The following is a 20,953-nucleotide window of genomic DNA, read 5'->3' on the forward strand; positions in this document are numbered from 1 at the left end:
GATTATATGAAATAGATATTTGAAAGGAGAAATGGATTATGGAAACGACAATGGTTCAAAAAGTTGGACAGATTGGTGTACCTGTTAAAGACTTGAATAGAGCATTACATTTTTATAAAGAAAAATTGGGTCTTTCCCTTCTTTTTAACACTGACAGTTTGGCCTTCTTTGAATGTAATGGGTTACGCCTAATGTTAACACTACCAGAAAAAGAGGAATTCGCTCATTCAAGTTCGGTTATTTATTTTCAAGTCACTAATATTAAAGAAACTTATGAGCGCTTAGCAGGTAAAGGTGTTAGTTTTATCGATGAACCACATGTGGTAGCAAAAATAGGACAAACAGAAACATGGATGGTATTTTTTAAAGATACAGAAGATAATACGCATGCATTGATGAGTGAAGTACACGTTTAAGATATTAAAAGAAGACCGTCTAAATCACATGGACGGTCTCCTTCATTTTGAATTAGCCTTTTAATACTTCTTTATTTATGCAGAATTACTTTTATCCTTAGCTTTTAACCTTATTAGAAACGGATTCTTTTTTCATTTATTTAGTGAACAAAAAGATAGGCGATATTAGCTTATTTCTGAAAATAGAATAGGACTGGTTTATATTTATTCACCGTCTACCTTTATTCTGCCTAACATACTTCTATATTTGTTTCTCTAATCCTAGAACAGTAGAACTCCAGTCCCATAATTCTTCCGCTCGGTTTTTATTGTATGATTCTTCAGATGATGGAATTTCTTTTAGACCATCCCAATACTTCCCACTCTTCCCCGCGAGGCTATTATCCAATATTAAATTTGCAAGATCCTTACCTGATTGTTTTGTCGTTCGAATACCTGGATGAAAATAACGCATTAAAGGAAAGATATTATTCCACATGAATTTGACGAAAAAGTTAAAATCCCGAGTTAAACCTGATCCTTTTCCCGGCATAAAACCAGGGTTAAACGCTTTTACAGTAATAGGAAGTTTAGCTTTTTCAATGCGGCGTGTTAATTCATAGCTGAAATACAGATTACATAACTTAGAAGTCGTATACCGTGTCGGACCTTTCATATAAGAGGGGATATCTAATGATTTATCAGATTTCTGCGGATCTGCCAGTATACTAGGGTGAAAATATTTCGGTGCTGGCATCCCTGTTTTCTTACTGGGGTCATGTGTATCACTGCTTACCACAATGACAGATCCTTGCTCTTGAAATTGGTTAATAAGTAATCTGACTAGTAGAAAATGTCCAAGATGATTGATCCCAAATGTACCTTCAATCCCATCAACCGTCGTTTCGGTTTTAGAAAATTGAATTCCTGCATTACAAATAATGCTATGTAACGGCGGGAAGTCACTTTGATTAAACTCTGAGACAAAATGATGAATAGATGAAAAAGATGCTAAATCTACAACCATTCCAGTAATATGTTGATTTCCCGTAGCTTTGATCAATTCACTTACAGCGGCATTCACCCTTTCTTTGTTACGTGAAGCTACAATAATTTGCCAATCTCTTTTTTTCATTGCTATTTCTCTAGCTGCTTCATACCCTAATCCAGTATTTCCTCCAGTAATTATGACCGTTTTATTTACATTCTCCATATATTACGCCTCCTCATCTTTATATATGATACGATACTGTACCGTATCATTATTGTCAATAAAAAAACTTGCTTAACAGCAAGAAATTTTATCAGTTGGCTTTTATCCCGTTTAGCACCATATCAATACCTGCCTTCAAGCTGGATTCCATATCCCTTGTAGTTGGCTTGAGTAAGAGTTGGTAGATAATAAATCCGATTAAAAGTTCGGAAACAAGATCAATATCTGTATCATCGCGTAATTGATCTTGTCCAGAGTACTCTAGCAAAATCTTTGAAATTTCCTTCGTTTTAGGGAGGGAGTGGTTCTCCCAATACGTTTCGGCTATTTGTGAATCACTTGATAAGGTTGAAATTAGCAAGGAAAGCATCTGTTTACCAAGAGGATTATTCATTTGCTTAGTAAAGTTTTGAGATAGTTCATATAAGACTTGATCTAACTCTCCATGTGCAGGCATGTTCATCTCAGGTTTCAAGTATCCGAGAGCTTCAATAATTAAATCATCTTTATTATTCCACCTACGATAGATCGAACTCTTGCCTACCTTTGCTTTCGTAGCAATAGATTCTATACTTATTTTCTCAGCCCCAATTTCTGAGAGTAACGTTAATGTTGCATCAATTATACGTTTATCAACATCACTACTCCTTGGTCTTCCTTGTGAGTTTTGTTTGGGGGGAGTCATTTTATGAGAATCCAACGGTATCCCTTCTTTCTCTTCGTGACTTTAAAATATTGTACCATATATGCCTGTTTCTTATTAAACTATCCAGAGACTAAAATATTAGAAAGTTCCGCTCTTTGTAGGTTTATTGTCTTTCCATATAATACCTATGCAAACAATTAGGAGGAATAAAGAAGAGACTTTGGAATATATCCGGATTCATGCTGTTTAATAGGCGTGATAGCTGAGAAATACTAATTGAATCAAGGTCGATACCATTTTGAATTTGATCATCAAAAAGGCAATCACTTAGTGCATGAAGACTTTCGACTTCCTGCAGCTGCGCAAAACTAAAAGAGTGAAGAGTTTAGGTGTTTATAATATTGGAATTTAATTAATGCAACACTAGTGGGAACAAGTACTTAACAAAATCCGCGTTGCTTTCCGCTGAAAAGTGGCTCAATTTTAAATTATCAAATACAACATTAAACCAAAAGCCTCATTTACTTATGATACGGTTCACCCCGCACTATCCGAAACGCCCGATACACCTGCTCCACCAACACCAGCCTCATCAACTGATGCGGAAACGTCATCTTCGAAAATGATAGCGCTTCATTCGCGCGTTTCATGACTTCATCACTCAATCCAAGCGATCCGCCGATGATGAAGGTGATCTTGCTTTTGCCATAGGTCGCAAGCTTGTCAAGGTTTTCGGCGAGTTGTTCAGATGTGAGCATCTTGCCTTCGATGGCGAGGGCGATGACGTGGGCGTCTGGGTGGAGCTTGGCTAGGATGCGTTCGCCTTCTTTTTGTTTGACCTGCTGCATTTCGGTATCGCTTAATTGTTCGGGTGCTTTTTCGTCAGGGACTTCGATGATCTCTATTTTTGCGTAGGCGCCTAGGCGTTTTTCATATTCGGCGATCCCTTGCTTTAAATATTTTTCTTTAAGCTTCCCGACCGTGATAATCGAGATATTCACATTGTTCACAACCTTTTTATTGTTTATCCACAGGTTTTATCCACATATCAACATGTGGATTTACTTATTTTATCGTGTAAACCGGTTCGTTTTTGCAAAAACTACATGTTGTGGACAGTTTTTGGTTCTGTTCGATTTTGTCGACGATTGGCGGATGCTCTGTTTCATCGACTACTATATCTAGTGCTAGTTCAATATGCTCTTCACACGCGTAATACATTTTGACAACATCCTTTCACATATTTTCATTATATCATACCCACAATTCGCTTGTGGATGAATACTATTTATTGAACCTCGAAGCGATTTGGACTTTGATGAATTCATTAAGCGAACCCACTGCTCTTCCTTAAATCCAAACTTCCTTCCAAAAAGAAAAGCTATCCACAAGAGGATCACCTCTCATAAATAGCTTCTCTTATCTATGATTAAAAGCTTTGCTGTTCGCTAAGCTGTACATTGACTTCTCGACGTTGGCCGTCTCGGTAAATCGTGACGACAATTTCTTCTCCGATGTTTGTTTCTGTGTATAAATACTTACGGAGATCATGACCGTCATTGATTTCTGCACCTTCGATTTCAACGATTACGTCATATTCCTGGAAGTCTGCTCGATCAGCTGGGCTTCCTGGTGAAATGCCCGTAATGACGACTCCAGCTTTCACGCTTTCTGGTAGGTTCAATGTTTCCTCCCAATGATAGCTTGCAATTTCGCTTAATGAGCGAATACCGACACCCATTTGTGGACGTTGCACTTCTCCTAATCGCTCCAAATCCTCAATAACCGGAATCGCTATTTCTGTCGGGATTGCAAAGCCAATCCCTTCTACGGCACTTTGGGCAATTTTCATCGAATTAATCCCAATCACTTGACCTTCAATATTAATTAGAGCTCCACCACTGTTACCAGGATTAATCGCTGCATCGGTTTGCATGACCTCCGCATACCAATCTACTTGACGATTTCCAGTTAGATCAACCGGAATGCTTCGTTCCGTTGCACTAATAATCCCTTGTGTGACCGTACTAGAGAATCGGAGCCCGAGTGGGTTTCCAATCGCAATCGCCGGTTCACCGACACGAAGCAAGCGCGAATCACCAAATTCAGCAACGGTATCCACGTCGCTCCCATCTATTTCAAGGACGGCTAGATCGGTTATGACATCACTTCCTAATAGCTCTGCTGGGACTCGCGTGCCATCCGTTAAGCTCACTTCAATTTCTCGTGCATTTTCTATTACATGATGGTTAGTCACGACAAAGGCTCGATCTCCTGCTTGCTTATAAATGACCCCTGAGCCCGTGCCCTCCTCAGTCGATTCTTGCTCAAAGAAGCTTGCCTGTCTCGTATCAACGATAATACCGACGACCGCATCTGACACCTTGTCAACCGCATTCGTCACATCTGAATTAACATCCACATTAACGGTACGTAACGAATCCTCAGCTTGCTCTCCACTCTCTATTAATCCCAATTGTTCATCATTCGAGTCTAGGAATGAAAGATATCCGAAATTCGCTAGAGTTGGAATTGCTAATAAGACAATAAGTCCACCGACGACCGCACCAAAAAAGGCCATCAGCAACGAACTGCCCCGCTTAGGTGCTGGAGGCTTTTGGCGTTGCATCTCCGTTACATGATCATCATAATACCCCATAATCAACTAACCCCTTTCGACTTTATTCTATTAACTCTATAGCAGTCTCACCTGCTTTATACAAAAAACACCTTATACTTATTATTATAAGGAGGTGTGAATAAAATACTAGAACTTCGCTTACTTTTAGGATATTTTTGACGATTGTTTCATATTTACCATATAAATATGAGTCATTGTGTGACTGGATAGATACAGACACCGTATCAAGTGGATCGTCATTCCGCTATTTGCTCCATAACGTCCATTTCGAACCTTTTTTGGAATCCTCGTTCCACTAATTAGCCATATTAATCTCGATTCACCCTTGGTTTAACCAATTAACGGAATAAGGTTCCGGTGCGACTAATTTTCTAAAAAAATGGCTGAGAAAGGATGTAATGAGTAGAGCGATGCCTGAAAAAGAGTATCATCCTTCTTCTTCCATATACTTATGTTATTCTCATTATTCTACGTGCTCGATTGCTTATTACTCTACACCTTTCAGTTCAAATGTCCGAATAACATTCAAATAACTGTCGAGCAAATCTCCATATTCAAGAGCCTCAATGGCAATATCAAAAGTAACCTCGTACAGATGTCCGTCAACTTCCTTAACAAACCAATACTCTTCATAGCCATCAAAGTCAACCTTTACAGCCGTTGTGAACACACCAGTATTTACATTTTCATCTTCATGCAAGTATGTGATTGACCGAGCGTAGTCATACTGAAAGGCAACAAAATCTTGGAGGTTTCTATTTCGAATTTCTTCTTCCCCGTATCCGACATGCTCCTTTTTCTCTACACGAATAAATAATTCTGAACTTCTTAAAGTAAAGTGCTCTTTTTCAATGCTTTCCTCATAAAGGGTGCGAAATGTATAGCGATAAGGGTATAATCCAGGGAAAGAAGACCCATACATCACTCCATCTGGAACTTCGAAGGAATAGCCTATACTTGGATAACTTCCTTGAAGGTTCTCTGCTGGTTTATAAGATAATTTTAATGGTTTATCCAAAACTGGATGATCAATAAACTCATCTTCGTTATAGGTGATTGTTTGCAGAAAGGCAAGCATGCTTTCAAACAATTCTTCTTTCTCTTCATTCGGAATCGATAACGTAGCTCTTAAATATTCATTTTCGACTTCCCCAATGAATTGATAACGGATTATCCCCTGCTCTGTTGCACTTTGAAGCATATATGTAAAAGGCTCTATATCTAATTCTTTATTCGTATAGACGACCGTCCCAGACTCTTCCATCTCAATCATTTCTTCTTTCATTTCTTCGATTTGTGCCTCTGATTCTTCCTCGACCGTTCGCTTAATGTCTTCTATAATCTCTTGAACTTCCTCATCTGTTAAATCATGAGCAAAATAGCTAGGATCGTCGGCATATAACAGGCTATACATATATTTATTAATCGGATTAATCTCTAAGGTCGGCACGTATTGCTCAAAGTCACTTCTCGTTGTACCTAATTCAAATGGATACTCACTTGCTGAAGGCTTGTGCCAAAAATACATATTCTCTGAAGCTGTATCCTTTCCGTATCTCGGAACCATCTCAAATGATTCATCTATTGTTATTTGATAAGAATTGGCTAGAAACTCTCCCCCTTCTTCCTGTACTTGCTGTTGATCTTTTTCAAATTCATAGGTAATGCCACTTAGCTCATCAGTAGAACAAGCACCTAGAAATAATAATCCAATGAAAATAACGATTAATTTCTTCATTTTTGTCCTCCTACTTATTTAGGTCGTCCATCCATTTATTGTAACATTTTCGATTCCCTCGTAACGAAAGGAAATTGTATATGTTGATAGCAAAATGTACTGCTCACTTTCTTCGCTAATATTATAGTAGATACTGTTATTTAGACTATTTATAAGTTCTTTTCATTTATATAATAACAATTGAATAGAGGCCAAATCACATAGTGATTTGGCCTCTATTCTGGTTCTTCTCTACCGAAACGGAACTACTTACTCATTGCCGCGTTCACTTATTAAACTCCATCTATGAAACAACCGCAAGCGGCGTCGGCTTCAGCGGATCGGTATCGTAAAGCTCAAATTGCTCGCCTACGGCCATTCCTTGCTCCTTTAACACTTGCTCGACCGAAAGACGAGCTAAATCCTTCATATTGTTATCTAAGCTTAAGTGCGCAAGGTAAATGCGCTTCGTATTATCGCGTATGACATCAGATAAGGCAAGTGCCGCATCCTCATTGGATACGTGACCAACATCACTTAATATACGTCTCTTCACACTCCACGGATACTTACCCATTCGCAGCATATTCATATCATGATTTGATTCAAAGATAAACATATCTGCGCCTTCAATGGTTCCTTTAATGCGTTCACTTACATAGCCCATATCTGTTGCAAGCACAAGCTTCTTGCCACCATGATGAAAGGCAAAGAACATCGGCTCAGCTGCATCATGCGACACCGCAAATGACTCGACATCAAGATCACCGAAGCTCTTCACTTCGCCTGTTTTGAAGATGAATTTCTGCTCTGTTGCGATTTGGCCAAGCTGCGAATCCATTGCCTGCCATGTTTTTTCGTTTGCATAGATTGGGAGCTTATGCTTTCTCGCGAAAATCCCGACCCCTTTTATATGATCACTATGCTCATGACTCACAACAATTCCGTTCAATTCCTTTGGATCACGCCCTATTTTCGTAAAGAGCTCGTCCATTTTTTTGCCACTTAAGCCAGCATCAATTAACAGACGCTCTGTTTCAGTTTCCACATAAACAGCATTGCCTGTACTACCACTAGCTAAAACACTAAAGCGTAATGTCATCCAATCTTCCTTTCTCCTTTTGTACCCCTCTATTACGTCAAATGCTGTACGGAGCTATTAATCGCATGAACTAAATAGATTTCCTCTTCAACCGTTACTCTCCACATTGGGGCAAACACTTGAACATCACCAGCTGGACTAAAAAAGCTATAATAGCCAAACTGAACATCTGTAATCGTATCGTTCATTCCAATTAGCTGATCACTCCACAGCTTTTCAATCGCCTTTAAGCTCGACAGCATCTCCGGTTCATTATCCTGCTGTTCTTCAAATTCAAAATAACGCTGTTCATATGATACCACTTCACGATCATCATTTAAATACAACCTTAACGGCTCATCATCGAATGTATAGGCTGTGTAATCTTCGTAAGCCTGGTATAAATATAATGATTGAGTCTCCAATTCATACCCACCAAAGCGATAATCCATACCTTTATACACATACGACGATAAGAACTGAATTAAATCCTCAAAAAACTGCTCCTCTGACAGGAAGAAAGGCTCCTCTAAAATCGATTGAATTGCATAATCCTCTTCCATTTCAATTAATTGACCATTTGTGAGGAGTTCACCCTCTTCAAATGGAACGTGTTTTCCAACAATTAATGGGCTTAGGATTTCAACTTCAGGAAGCTCAACATCAATGGTGACATTGTTTTCACTAAGCATTTCTTGAATCGTCACTTCTTTAATTAAGCTCATTTGATTCGCATTATTCGTTTCAACGAGCTGCCATGTTAAGTACACATTCAGGAGCAGAAACGTCACTATGAAAATCGTTTTAGTTCGATTCCAATCCATCGTCGTCATCTGCTCCTTCCTCTTCATCAACAGTTTGCTCTTGGCTTACTGCCTCGACCTGGCTTGCCTCAATTCGTTGCCAACGATTGCCGTATAACACATACCAATGTGGCTCCAACGTAACAAATGTTGGGTTTCGCATTTCCATTTCATAGCCGAGGCTCACCTTTACGATTCGTTGCCGTTCATAGTAATCATCCTGCTGTAACGAGCGAACGACATCCTCACCAGAAGGCAGCTCAACTCTTTGTGTCGTATTTAATGGTACTAAATCAAGGTCAAATAATGGCCTAGAGTAAGCAACTATTTGATTCCCGGACCTCATTACTGACAGCTTCATTAGATCTTTGCCATCAATACTAAATACAGGGAGACCGTTCATATGTAAACGGAACTCAACCTCTTCTCTATTATTTAGATTCATCCAATTGCTGAGTATATAATCATCTGTCCAGCCGCCATGCCCATTAATAAATTCATATCCGGCTTGAGTTACATGCTTCGACAGCTCCTGAACCTCAGAGAACATCGGATTGCCATACTCCATAAACGTGCCATTATGACGAAGGTTAATCATTCGATTTCCGTCCGTATACGAATCCTCACCGTCTGACTGCTGATAATACTTCACCGCACTCGGATCGGTAAATAACGATTGTCTAAATAAATCAATCGAAATCGGTGACGCTCCATAAGACAGCGTATCAACAATCATTGGCTCAGTCGTCACATACACATGCTCAGTCATGAGTGACGACTGTGCTCGCTCCTCCTCTAAAGAACGTACTGTGACGTATTCATCACGATTTTGAATAAATAATCGCTCAAATTCACCAACCGATAAATTCGATTTCAATGAGCCGACTCTGCGCTCATCACTTGAATAATATTGCATATACACTTGATCGTGTACATCATGAATATAAAGATAGACACGATCAATTTCCGAAATAGGTGTTTGATAGTCATCCTCTAATGTTAACATCGTGAAAAATAGTTCCGCTGGTATCGAGGTAGGAAATACGAGCTCAATTCCCCCCCGTTCTGTAATAAGAGGATACGGCTCCGTCATAAATACGTGATCGGCCTCATAATTAGCCTGTCCCAGCTTTTCTAATAGCTCATAAAAATCCCCACGGTCCCGCGGGATCATCGCTTTTTCACCATCAGCATGCACGACGATTTGATCAGGTCGAATCACTTCATGTAAACTCCGCTCTTCTCCAATCAGTTCATTTGATACATAACGTGATGACACATCTAGTAGCGCAATGTCAGGCTGATATGTATACAAACTCCAAGATAGAATTACACTCATACCAATAAGAATAATTAATATGGCGGATTTAATATGCTCCTTATTCATGATTTTGCCCCCTTACTAGCATAAGGCAAAGTAATAAATATCGTCGTCCCTTTCCCGTACTCACTCTGCGCCCAAATGTGTCCACCATGCGCTTGAATGAGCTCTTTAGCAATGGCTAATCCAAGCCCTGTGCCACCAACACTCCTTGCTCGTGCTTTATCGACACGATAGAAGCGTTCAAAGATTTTTGTCTGACTTTCCCGGGGAATACCCATTCCTTGGTCAGAAATACTCATTCGAATATTCTTTCCTTGCAGTAACAAGCGGATTTTCACTGTCCCGCCCTCAGGTGAATACTTCATCGCATTCGATATAATATTATCTAATACCTGTGTCATTTTATCACGATCAATGTCCGCATAAATTGACTTTTTATTCAGCTTTCGATGAAAGTCAATGTTCTTATTTGACGCAATCATTTCAAAGCGTTCAATCGTCTCATCCAAATATCGATTTATTTCAACAGTCTCTAGATTCAACTGATAATCATCACTATCAATTTTCGAAAGCTGCAGTAGATCCTTCACGAGTCGAATCATTCGATCGGTTTCATTTTGAGTCACATGTAAGAAACGCGGGGCAATCTCTGGATCTGCCAACGCACCATCCTCTAATGCCTCCAAATAGCTTTTCATGGTTGTTAATGGCGTTCGTAGCTCATGAGACACATTTGCTACAAACTCACGTCGATCCTGTTCGATCTTTTCTTCCTCTGTTACATCATGTAAAACAATAATTAAGCCATTGACAGGACCACTTTCCTCTTGAATAACCGAAAAATTAGCCTCTAACAAAAACGCTTCCTCATCGTAACTAAAATCAAGCAAGATCGAATCCGCCTGCTCATATAAGTCCTCAACGGTTTGTTCCTCTAAATGGAGAAGTTCGACAATCGATTTCCCTACAGCCTGCTCACTTGTAACTGACAACAGCTCCTCAGCACGCTTATTCATTAAAATAATGTTCCCATCTTGATCGGTCGACATCACCCCATCTGTCATATGTGTTAAAACCGATTTAAGACGCTTCTGCTCACGATCACGAGTAACGGTCGCATCACGTAGCTTCATTGTTAGATCATTAAAGGACATCGCCAGCTGACCAATTTCATCGCCACTATAAACGGAAACCTGATTCGTAAAATCACCACGCCCCATACGGAGGGCTTGCTTTCGCATATCAATAATCGGTGCGGTAATCGTTCGTGCTAATAAAATGAATAAAATAATCGAGATAATCGTTGCAATGAACACACCACTAATGAGAATCGTCGTAATTTGTCGTGTTTGATCATAAATCTCTTCAATGGATGCTTCAATATAAAGAGCGCCAACCGTATCCTCTTCGATGTTAATTGGTACAGTAAATACTCGAACACGCTGTCCGTTGCTAGGATCACGAAGCAAGGCTTCATCTGGTGTTCCAAGTAAAGCGCGCTTTACACGAACCTCTGTGGTCTGCTGTCCGACAATTTGTCGATTAGCTAAATTGGATGTACTTATAACAACCTTGTTTTGATCAATGACTTGCACTTCGGCATGTTCAATCGAAAAAATATCACGGAGCAGTACATTAATATTGGAAATAAGCTCTGATCGCTCCTCATGCTGACTTTCTATTTCCTGCGCAATATTGTATGCAAGTAAATTAGCGCGTTCATCTAGCATCTCATAATAATTTTCTAGCATTTGACTTTCAAGCTGATTGGTGAAATAGACACCTACTACTTGCATAGCAACGAAAATAATTAAGACGTAAATAATAATGAGCTTAAACTGGATTGACTTAAAAAAGCCGACCTTCTCATTCATTTACGATTGCTCCTCTGATGGAGAAGCGAGGTAATAGCCAACACCACGTCTTGTCATAATCCAAACAGGGTAGCTTGGATTATCCTCAACCTTTTCCCGTAAGCGGCGAACCGTTACATCCACTGTACGAACATCTCCAAAGTAATCATACCCCCACACGGCTTGTAGTAAATGCTCCCGAGTCATCACTTGATCAAGATGCTTCGCTAAATAATGAATCAATTCAAATTCACGATGCGTTAAATCAATCGTCTCACCGCGCCTCTTCACTAAATAAGAATCTGGGTAGATCGACAGCTCGCCAATCGACATTTCCTTATGTGCTGGCGTCTCCTCATTTGACTTGTGCCGGCGTAGGTTAGCCTTCACACGTGCAAGCAGCTCTCTCGTACTAAATGGCTTTGTCACATAATCATCTGCTCCAAGCTCCAAGCCAAGCACCTTATCAATTTCTGAATCCTTTGCCGTCAACATGATGATCGGAATATCATAATCCTTCCGCACCTCACGACATACGTCCATTCCGTCCTTATATGGGAGCATAATATCTAACAAAATCAAATCAGGATTCTCTTCTTTTACAAGCTTAATCGCTTCTAATCCATCATAAGCACAAAGAACGTCAAACCCTTCCTTCTCTAAATTAAATTTCAAAATATCTGCAATTGGCTTTTCATCGTCAACAACTAAAATTCGTTTATCCATCTGCACTCTCTCCGATCTCTTTAACAATTTCGTTCATCTATGTCTAATAGCTACCTTTTCTTACTTGCGTCGTACGAATGTAGGATCCTTACAGATCAACGTGTAACGAACATGAACGAAGCCGACACTGTTCTCACTTTTTTAAATTTTATACTTTCTTTACATATAGAAAACATATCTCATAAAGAGGCTTACTAGTAATAATTCTCTACCTTTTACTTTATCTCCTTCCTTCCTAACAAGCAAATCAAAAAGGAAAGACAAGTTCTTCCTCGTAATACATTCCTATTTTTTTAGAAAAAAGAAAAGGCAAGTTAAAAGTACTCTTCTCTTTTAACCTACCTTTTCTTCAATTAACGATTCAAATAATCCATTGGATCACGAAGGCTTCCATCTTCATACACTTCAAAATGTAAGTGAATGCCTGTAGAGTTCCCGGTTTGACCCATGACTCCGATTTTCTGTCCCTTCGAAACGGTTTGACCGACACTTACATCAATCGAATCAAGATGTGCATACATCGTTTCAACGCCATTGTTATGATCAATACGAACGACATTCCCGTATCCACCTTGACTACTCGCTTGAGTCACTGTTCCGTTATCCGCAGCTAAAATATCATAGTTACTCGGACGAGCAATATCAATTCCTCGGTGGAAACGACCCCAACGATTCCCTTGATAACTGGAGATGTATCCTCCAACTGCTGGCCAGCCTAGCTGACCTGACCCACGAGATGGCGTTTCCTTCGTACCTTTCACAACGATACGATTAACAGGCTCCTCTGTTATTTCCTCAGAAAGCACATCACGCTTCGTTAATGAGCCATTTCTTTCTGTAATTTCGTACTCAATTAATTGTGTACCCTCTTTACCTTCTTGAGTGACCTCTTGTTCACCCTTCCACATCGAATCGTCTTCCTTCACTTCTGTTTCATAAGGAATCGACTCTTCGGTTATACGAATTTGTACAGTGATGACATCTAATACCGATTCATAGGCTGTCACATTCATTTCGTCACCAATTTGAATTAAGCTATCCTCTTCAAGCCCGTCATTCAAGCTTAGAAATTCCTTTAATGTTAAATCATGGTCGTTGGCAATACTGCCTAATACATCACCTTCTTGAACCTCGTAGACCTTTTCTTCAAGTACTCCTTTTTTCAATAAAGTTAAAGCATCCTTTAAGGAAAGCACTTCACTTGGCTCAACTGTCGCTTCTTCTAATTCGACCTCTTCATTAAAGTCAATGTCAGTGTACATACGTTCATCGACTTCTATATCGCTCGTGTCCATTTCTTCTTCTAATACCTCTAAGAACGCTTCATAATCCTTTTCAGAAACATATTGAATAATATATTCCTTTAAAAGCTCATCCGCTTCTTCCTCAGAAGCAACATAAACAGCTGGTTCTCCCTCTACGACAACCGCTATTGCCTTTGCCTCTACTGTTAAATCCTCTTTCAATATTTCTGTAACTGTCTCATTCTGACTACGCGTATGGAAAACAAATTCTGGAATCACTTCAAGCTCTTCTTTAATATGTAAAGATACTTCTAGATCCTCTGATTTGCCTTCTTCTAGCTTCTCTTGCACAACCGTTTCAACCACTTCTTCATCATTAACAAAACCAATATGTTTATCATCAACGTAAACGTGGTATATCGTTTGTATGGAAAGTGATTCTTCCGCCTTAACTGTAGTTGTTCCGACAAAAAAATACATCATCATGAACACACATAAGAGTGATGCTAAAAGTAAACCACTTGTATTCCTTGAATAGTACTTATGTATTGAGCTATCCCCTACTTCACTCATGCCAAACCTCCTATTAAACATATAAAATTAAAATGTAAACGTCTATCATGTATGTCAAAAGTTCGATTTTAAAGACAAGTTTCGATAACCTCTATTATTCTAGCATAAACTTCGCCTATTTTCATAAAAATATTTAAATGTTAAAGGATTGTAATATAACTGTAAGATAAGAAAAACACGACTGCGTTTTACTTATAAGCGTTGTACGGAGCCGTTACAACGTTTTTTAGTCTTTATGAAAGTGGGGTTCTTTCATAAAGACGTGTAACGTGTGAAGCCAACGCCACCTATGAATTCACCTACATCTTCCTCGATTCTCCCTAAGTTTCTTCTACGTCATTTAGAAATTCGTATTTTATAAGAAAAGCGAGAAGGTGTTTCATTGATCTGAATGTGGCCTCTCCTCACATCCCCATGTAACAAACGAGACCATCGACACTTAAATTAACCGACCTTGATGAACCTCATTCCATTATTCTTTGTTTCTGTATTATCTTGTAAATATGACAAGGCAAGTTAAAAAAATAGGTAGAGGCTAATTATTAGAAGTGCTACAAGCCAAGATACTGTTTAATTCATAAAAAGCGTAAGCAACGATTTAATCCAGGTGCTCTTAACAAAGCTATGTTATACGATACGGTCAATTAGCATGAAGTAACAGACTACATCATAAGAGGAAACGATGGTGTCGATTTTGCCACACTTATGAAGAAATTGGAAAAAGAAGACTTTTAAGCCCTTTTCCTTTTCCACTATAAAATCCAAATACCTAAAAAACACAAAAAATCCGCATGAATTCTCACACGGATTTGAAAGTGCCGGCCAGAGGACTTGAACCCCCAACCTACTGATTACAAGTCAGTTGCTCTACCAATTGAGCTAGACCGGCAAATGGTGGCTTGGGACGGAATCGAACCGCCGACACATGGATTTTCAGTCCATTGCTCTACCGACTGAGCTACCAAGCCAAAATTCATATAAAGTGGCGGTCCGGACGGGACTCGAACCCGCGACCTCCTGCGTGACAGGCAGGCATTCTAACCAACTGAACTACCGGACCGAATAAAGTGGTGACCCGTACGGGATTCGAACCCGTGTTACCGCCGTGAAAGGGCGGTGTCTTAACCGCTTGACCAACGGGCCACTTTATCAAAAAATGGTGAGCCATGAAGGACTCGAACCTTCGACCCTCTGATTAAAAGTCAGATGCTCTACCAACTGAGCTAATGGCTCTTGTTTTGCTTAATTCAAGAGCCTGTACTCTTGACGACAAGATTTATAATATCACACAAAAAAAAGACGTGCAACTACTTTTTTAAAAAATATAAACGCTAACGTTTTGAGAAGCAAGTACATACAAAAAGCGTATACACTTGCTTCTATTTTATTTCAATTATGCAAAAACTCCGCGCACTAAATTCGTTTGATCACGATCTGGACCTACAGAGAAGATCGTTAATGGAATACCTGTAAGCTGTGAAACACGCTCAATGTAATGACGAGCATTTACCGGTAGCTCATCTAACGACTTCACACCTGTAATATCCTCATCCCATCCAGGTAGTTCCTCATAAACTGGCTCACACTCAGCCAACGTCTTCAGACTTGCCGGAAACTCTTCAATGACTGTCCCGCGATACTTATAGGCTGTGCAAATCTTTAATGTTTTAATCCCTGTTAATACATCGATTGAATTTAACGACAGATCGGTTAACCCACTCACGCGACGAGCATGGCGAACAACGACACTATCGAACCAACCGACACGACGTGGGCGCCCTGTTGTTGTCCCATATTCATTTCCTACCTCACGAATTCGATCGCCAATCTCATCATGAAGCTCAGTAGGGAATGGCCCATCGCCTACACGAGTTGTATAAGCCTTTGAAACACCAACAGCTTTTGTAATCTTCGCTGGACCGACTCCAGAACCAATCGTTACTCCCCCAGCAATCGGATTCGACGACGTGACAAACGGATATGTCCCCTGATCAATGTCTAACATAACACCTTGAGCACCTTCAAATAAGACACGACGTCCATCATCTAATGCATCGTTTAATACAACAGATGTATCACATACATATTGTGCAATTTGTTGACCATATTCATAGTACTCTTCAAGGATTTCCTCTTTCGTAAATCCTTCTACCTCATAATATTTCTCAAATAAACGATTCTTTTCTTCTAGAATACGTTCTAACTTTTCCTCAAACACTTCTTTATCTAATAAATCGGCAATACGGATTCCAATTCGTGCAGCCTTGTCCATATAAGCAGGTCCTATGCCCTTTTTCGTTGTTCCAATTTTATTAGCGCCTTTACGCTCTTCCTCAACGATATCAAGCTTCAAATGATAAGGAAGAATCACATGGGCACGATTACTAATTCGTAAATTGCTCGTATCAACCTGACGTTCATGCAAATAAGCAATTTCCTCCACGATCGCTTTCGGGTCTATGACCATTCCATTACCAATGACACAAACCTTATCTTTATAAAAAATACCAGAAGGAATTAAATGTAGCTTATATTTCACACCGTCAAACACGATCGTATGACCTGCGTTGTTTCCCCCTTGATAACGGGCGACAACCTCTGCTCGCTCTGAAAGGTAATCGGTAATTTTCCCTTTCCCTTCATCACCCCATTGTGTTCCTACAACAACAACTGATGACATGACATGCACCTCCGCATTAGCCTTTAGTAAGTTTAGTTTTCCAAAGCCACTGATTAGTATACCAACTCCTCCTCATAGCGTCAATGTAAACACGAACATTTATATATTTCTTACATAACTTCGTTCGACTGTAATTCGTTTTTTGAGTGAGAAACAGCAAAAAAAGCGACCAAAAAAGAGAAATTTCTTTAATGGTCGCTTCATTTATGCACCTGGTGGCATATTACTTTCATCATGTCTACGATCTAAATTAACAAATTTATTATATTCCTTCACAAACGCTAATTCCACCGTTCCAACTGGACCGTTACGTTGTTTCGCTATAATGATCTCAATAATATTTTGAATTTCCGATTCTTTATCATAATAATCATCACGATAAAGAAAGGCGACAATATCAGCATCCTGCTCAATACTTCCCGATTCACGAATATCAGACATCATTGGCCTCTTATCCTGTCTCGACTCAACACCACGAGAAAGCTGGGATAAAGCAATAACAGGTACTTCAAGCTCACGAGCAATTTGCTTCAGTGTACGAGAAATCTCTGATACCTCTTGTTGTCGGTTTTCACCACTCTTGCCGTTCCCTTGAATAAGCTGTAAATAATCAATCATAATCATACCAAGCCCTTGCTCCTGCTTCAATCGGCGACATTTCGCTCGGATGTCATTCACCTTCACTCCAGGAGTATCATCAATGTAGATACCCGCTTTCGCCAAACTTCCCATCGCCATTGCAAGTTTCTGCCAATCTTCGGCATTTAACGCACCTGTTCTCATTCGCTGCGCATCAATATTGCCCTCTGCACAAAGCATCCGCTGTACAAGCTGACTCGCTCCCATCTCTAAGCTAAAAATCGCCACATTCTCCCCCGTAGCCGTTGCCACATTTTGAGAGATATTTAACGCAAAAGCCGTCTTACCGACGGAAGGCCTTGCTGCAACAATAATTAAGTCATTACGTTGAAAGCCTGCGGTCATTCGATCAAGCTCTTGGAAGCCTGTTGGAATTCCTGTAATTTCCCCTTGTTGATTTTGTAGCATTTCAATCTTTTCATATGTCTCAACTAAGACATCTTTAATCGAAATAAAAGCACTCGTGTTTTTACGCTGCGCTACATCTAAGATGGTTTTCTCCGCTTCTGACAAAATCGTATCGACTTCTTCTTCACTTGCATAGCCGTCAGCCGCTATTGATGTTGAAACTTTAATTAACCTTCGCAAAATCGACTTCTCTTCGACGATTTTCGTATAATATTCCACATTTGCAGCTGTCGGTACAGAATTAGAAAGGTCACTTAAATACGCAATACCGCCAATATCATCAAGCCACTTTCGATCTTGTAACTCTGAGGTCACTGTTACTAAATCTACTGGCTCGTCTTTTTCCGACAAATCGAGCATCACCTCATAGATTCGCTGATGTGAGGCTCGATAGAAATCATCAGGGGCAAGTCGTTCAGAAGCGGTGACAAGAGCATCAGCAGATAGAAAAATAGCCCCTATGACCGCTTGCTCTGCTTCGATATTTTGTGGTGGTGTACGATCTGCAAATAAATCACTCATGCCAGTACCGCCTTTCTCATAATGATTTTTAAAGAGGGTATCGCATCTCTCTTTTGCGACACCCTCCGCTATTTTCTTATTCCTCTACAACGTGCACTTTAACAGTGGCAATAACCTCTGGATGTATTTTAATTGGTACGTTCGTATAGCCAAGTGCACGAATGGGATCATCTAGCATAATTTTACGCTTGTCTACCTTCTTCTTCATTTTCTTTAACGTTTCAGCAATTTGCTTTGTGGAAACAGCTCCGAATAAACGGCCACCTTCTCCTGCCTTTGCTTTTATTTCTACTGTTAAGGCCTCTAGCTCCGCCTTATAATCCTGAGCTGCCTTTAACTCTTCATCTTCCTTCTTTTGCTTACTTTTCTTTTGTGCTTCTAAATTCTTCACGTTACCTTGCGTAGCCTCAACGGCCAAGTTATTTGGTAACAAATAATTGCGAGCATAGCCTTCTGAAACATTTTTTGTTTCGCCTTTTTTCCCTTTTCCTTTTACATCCTCTAAGAAAATCACTTTCATTAATTATTGACCTCCTTCGATATATTGATCAATTGCTTCCTGTAGCTTTTCCTTCGCTTCCATAACCGTTATATCTGTTAATTGAGTCGCTGCATTCGATAAATGCCCTCCACCATCAAGTGATTCCATAATAATTTGAACATTCACATCACCTAATGAACGAGCACTAATGCTTACATAGCCATCCTCTCGCTTGGAAATGACAAAAGAAGCAACAACATCCTTCATTGACAATAACGTATCCGCAGCTTGAGCAATAATAATTTGGTTATATGATTTCGTTTCGCTTGCTGTAGCAATCGCAAAACCATCTCGATACGTTTCTGCACTTTTCACTAGCTTCGAGCGTGCCACATATTGATCTAAATCTTCCTTCAAGAGCTTTTGAACGAGCGTAGTATCTGCTCCATTTGAGCGAAGGAAGGATGCCGCATCAAAGGTTCTCGCTCCTGTTCGGACAGCAAAGCTTTTCGTATCAACGATAATCCCAGCAAGCAATGCTGTTGCTTCTAGTCGGTCCATCTGTAGACGCTTAGGCTGATATTCAAGTAGCTCTGTAACAAGCTCTGCCGTCGATGACGCATATGGCTCCATATAAACAAGCACAGGATCCTCAATAAACTCTTCACCACGCCGATGATGATCCAAGACGATGATGCGCTCAACCCTATTTAATAATTCTGGTTCGATCACCAATGATGGCTTATGCGTATCAACGATAATTAAAAGCGTATCTGATGTGATTTGATCCTTTGCTTCTTCAGGAGTAATAAAGTGCGACCATAAGTAATCATGCTCCTCTATTTCCTCCATCAGCTTTTGAACCGTGTAATTAATATCATTCGGGTCTAAAACGATGAAGCCCTCCTTATCGTTGACCTCAGCTAGCTTCTGAACCCCAATTGCCGCACCAATTGCATCCATGTCCGGGTTTTTATGCCCCATTATGAGGACTTTATCACTTTCTGTCACAAAGTCGCGCAGTGCATGAGAAATAACTCGCGCTCTAACACGCGTACGCTTTTCCATCGCGTTCGATTTCCCACCATAGAAACGAACACGACCGTTTGTGCGCTTAATAGCCACTTGGTCACCGCCACGTCCAAGTGCAAGGTCTAAGCTTGATTGCGCGATTTTCCCTAATTCACGCAAATCATCTTCATCTGTCCCTACACCAATACTAAGCGTAATCGCTAATTTTTCTTTAGCCGTTCGCTCACGAATATCATCAATAATTTCAAATCGACTTTCTTCCATTTCATTAAGCGAGTAGGCATGCATAACAGCAATAAATCGATCCGCCGATGTTCTCCTTAAATAGACCCCATAATAGTCAGCCCACTCATTTAACGTCTTCGTTACAATACTCATCATCCGTCCGCGAACTTGATCATCGATCCCCTGCATCACTTCATCATAATTATCTAAATAAAGCATCGCTAGAACGGTTTTGGACTGATGAAATTGCTCTAAAGCCTGCTCTTGCTCCGTCACATCAATCATATAGAGCAATCGTTCTTGAGGCTCAATCGTTACTTGGTAAATGGACTCATCTATGTGTAAAAGCCCTTCCATTGTTTCCTCTTCTAACCATTTTTCAAGCTCTTCACTAATCACACTTAGAGGACAATCAATGAGCTTCTCATCAAAGGTTGAGGTCATATACGGATTGACCCATTGAATCGTATGTTCTTCATTGTACAAGAGTATACCAACGGGCATCCTCTTGACCGCTTCTTCCCCTGCTTTCGATACACGTGAGGATAGAGTCGAAATATAATTGATTAAGTCGCGCTCAAACGCCATTCTTGCTTGAATCGTGAAAACAAGTACGACCCCTAATAAGAGGAAACCAATGACTCCTACCTTCCAATTGTACCATGCGACAAAACTAACAAATCCAGTTGCAACGATAAAGAGAGCAATGACATGATACCCGTGCCAGCGATTTAATAAAAAGTTTGGCAT

At 40.0% G+C, this 20,953-nt stretch carries 17 protein-coding genes, 5 tRNA genes and 1 pseudogene; 1 reads left to right on the top strand and 22 read right to left on the bottom strand.

The window, feature by feature from the left end; genetic code table 11:
• Positions 1-38: 38 nt before the first annotated feature.
• Positions 39-416, top strand: a complete 378-nt coding sequence (locus ACERJO_RS16365; RefSeq protein ID WP_373648161.1) for a VOC family protein — start codon at positions 39-41, stop codon at positions 414-416.
• Positions 417-657: 241 nt separating this feature from the next.
• Here ACERJO_RS16365 and ACERJO_RS16370 read toward each other — a convergent pair whose 3' ends face one another.
• The 22 genes and pseudogenes from ACERJO_RS16370 to ACERJO_RS16475 all read right to left on the bottom strand — a co-directional run bounded on the left by ACERJO_RS16370 (position 658) and on the right by ACERJO_RS16475 (position 20,953).
• On the bottom strand, positions 658-1,608 hold the full coding sequence (locus ACERJO_RS16370; protein ID WP_373648162.1) for an SDR family NAD(P)-dependent oxidoreductase: 951 nt from the start codon (positions 1,606-1,608) through the stop codon (positions 658-660).
• A gap of 91 nt (positions 1,609-1,699) precedes the next feature.
• Entirely contained in the window at positions 1,700-2,308 is a 609-nt protein-coding gene (locus tag ACERJO_RS16375) for a TetR/AcrR family transcriptional regulator (RefSeq protein ID WP_373648163.1), read from the bottom strand.
• 157 nt (positions 2,309-2,465) lie between these two features.
• Positions 2,466-2,621, bottom strand: a pseudogene (locus ACERJO_RS16380) (IS4 family transposase); the annotation flags it as partial.
• A gap of 154 nt (positions 2,622-2,775) precedes the next feature.
• Positions 2,776-3,255, bottom strand: coding sequence for a 23S rRNA (pseudouridine(1915)-N(3))-methyltransferase RlmH (gene rlmH / locus ACERJO_RS16385; protein WP_373648164.1), 480 nt, complete (start codon positions 3,253-3,255; stop codon positions 2,776-2,778).
• A 64-nt stretch (positions 3,256-3,319) separates the two neighbouring features.
• The gene (locus ACERJO_RS16390) at positions 3,320-3,475 is read right to left on the bottom strand and encodes a CxxH/CxxC protein (RefSeq protein ID WP_373648165.1); all 156 of its coding nucleotides are present in this window, start codon (positions 3,473-3,475) and stop codon (positions 3,320-3,322) included.
• Between the two features lie 208 nt (positions 3,476-3,683).
• A complete protein-coding gene (locus ACERJO_RS16395; protein ID WP_373648166.1) occupies positions 3,684-4,913 on the bottom strand; it encodes a S1C family serine protease in 1,230 nt (409 codons plus the stop codon).
• Between the two features lie 469 nt (positions 4,914-5,382).
• Positions 5,383-6,633 carry a hypothetical protein gene (locus ACERJO_RS16400; RefSeq protein WP_373648167.1) on the bottom strand — a complete coding sequence of 417 codons (1,251 nt, stop codon included), beginning with the start codon at positions 6,631-6,633 and terminating at the stop codon, positions 5,383-5,385.
• Positions 6,634-6,916: 283 nt separating this feature from the next.
• Positions 6,917-7,714: an MBL fold metallo-hydrolase gene (locus ACERJO_RS16405; protein ID WP_373648168.1), complete on the bottom strand. Its 798-nt coding sequence runs from the start codon at positions 7,712-7,714 to the stop codon at positions 6,917-6,919.
• Positions 7,715-7,746: 32 nt separating this feature from the next.
• Positions 7,747-8,526: a two-component system regulatory protein YycI gene (locus ACERJO_RS16410; RefSeq protein WP_373648169.1), complete on the bottom strand. Its 780-nt coding sequence runs from the start codon at positions 8,524-8,526 to the stop codon at positions 7,747-7,749.
• Positions 8,498-9,883 (bottom strand): YycH family regulatory protein, encoded by a 1,386-nt coding sequence (locus ACERJO_RS16415; RefSeq protein ID WP_373648170.1) that lies wholly within the window; start codon positions 9,881-9,883, stop codon positions 8,498-8,500. Before ACERJO_RS16415 ends, ACERJO_RS16410 begins: the two co-directional genes overlap by 29 nt.
• Positions 9,880-11,694, bottom strand: coding sequence for a cell wall metabolism sensor histidine kinase WalK (gene walK / locus ACERJO_RS16420; protein WP_247101400.1), 1,815 nt, complete (start codon positions 11,692-11,694; stop codon positions 9,880-9,882). Before walK ends, ACERJO_RS16415 begins: the two co-directional genes overlap by 4 nt.
• Positions 11,695-12,399 carry a response regulator YycF gene (gene yycF / locus ACERJO_RS16425; protein WP_247101399.1) on the bottom strand — a complete coding sequence of 235 codons (705 nt, stop codon included), beginning with the start codon at positions 12,397-12,399 and terminating at the stop codon, positions 11,695-11,697. It lies immediately after the preceding gene.
• Between the two features lie 353 nt (positions 12,400-12,752).
• Complete coding sequence (locus ACERJO_RS16430; RefSeq protein ID WP_373648171.1) at positions 12,753-14,216, bottom strand: peptidoglycan DD-metalloendopeptidase family protein; 1,464 nt, start codon at positions 14,214-14,216, stop codon at positions 12,753-12,755.
• An 816-nt stretch (positions 14,217-15,032) separates the two neighbouring features.
• Positions 15,033-15,105, bottom strand: a tRNA-Thr gene (locus ACERJO_RS16435).
• A gap of 3 nt (positions 15,106-15,108) precedes the next feature.
• Positions 15,109-15,184, bottom strand: a tRNA-Phe gene (locus ACERJO_RS16440).
• 15 nt (positions 15,185-15,199) lie between these two features.
• Positions 15,200-15,276: transfer RNA gene (locus ACERJO_RS16445), tRNA-Asp, on the bottom strand.
• An 8-nt stretch (positions 15,277-15,284) separates the two neighbouring features.
• Positions 15,285-15,359 (bottom strand) — tRNA-Glu (locus tag ACERJO_RS16450).
• A 14-nt stretch (positions 15,360-15,373) separates the two neighbouring features.
• Positions 15,374-15,449, bottom strand: a tRNA-Lys gene (locus ACERJO_RS16455).
• A gap of 160 nt (positions 15,450-15,609) precedes the next feature.
• Positions 15,610-16,896 (bottom strand): adenylosuccinate synthase, encoded by a 1,287-nt coding sequence (locus tag ACERJO_RS16460; RefSeq protein WP_373648172.1) that lies wholly within the window; start codon positions 16,894-16,896, stop codon positions 15,610-15,612.
• Between the two features lie 204 nt (positions 16,897-17,100).
• On the bottom strand, positions 17,101-18,465 hold the full coding sequence (dnaB, locus tag ACERJO_RS16465; protein WP_373648173.1) for a replicative DNA helicase: 1,365 nt from the start codon (positions 18,463-18,465) through the stop codon (positions 17,101-17,103).
• Between the two features lie 76 nt (positions 18,466-18,541).
• Entirely contained in the window at positions 18,542-18,985 is a 444-nt protein-coding gene (gene rplI / locus ACERJO_RS16470) for a 50S ribosomal protein L9 (protein WP_247101390.1), read from the bottom strand.
• A gap of 3 nt (positions 18,986-18,988) precedes the next feature.
• Positions 18,989-20,953 carry a DHH family phosphoesterase gene (locus ACERJO_RS16475; RefSeq protein WP_247101387.1) on the bottom strand — a complete coding sequence of 655 codons (1,965 nt, stop codon included), beginning with the start codon at positions 20,951-20,953 and terminating at the stop codon, positions 18,989-18,991.

It is taken from the genome of Halalkalibacter sp. AB-rgal2, assembly GCF_041821005.1.
Lineage (GTDB): Bacteria > Bacillota > Bacilli > Bacillales > Bacillaceae_D > Halalkalibacter.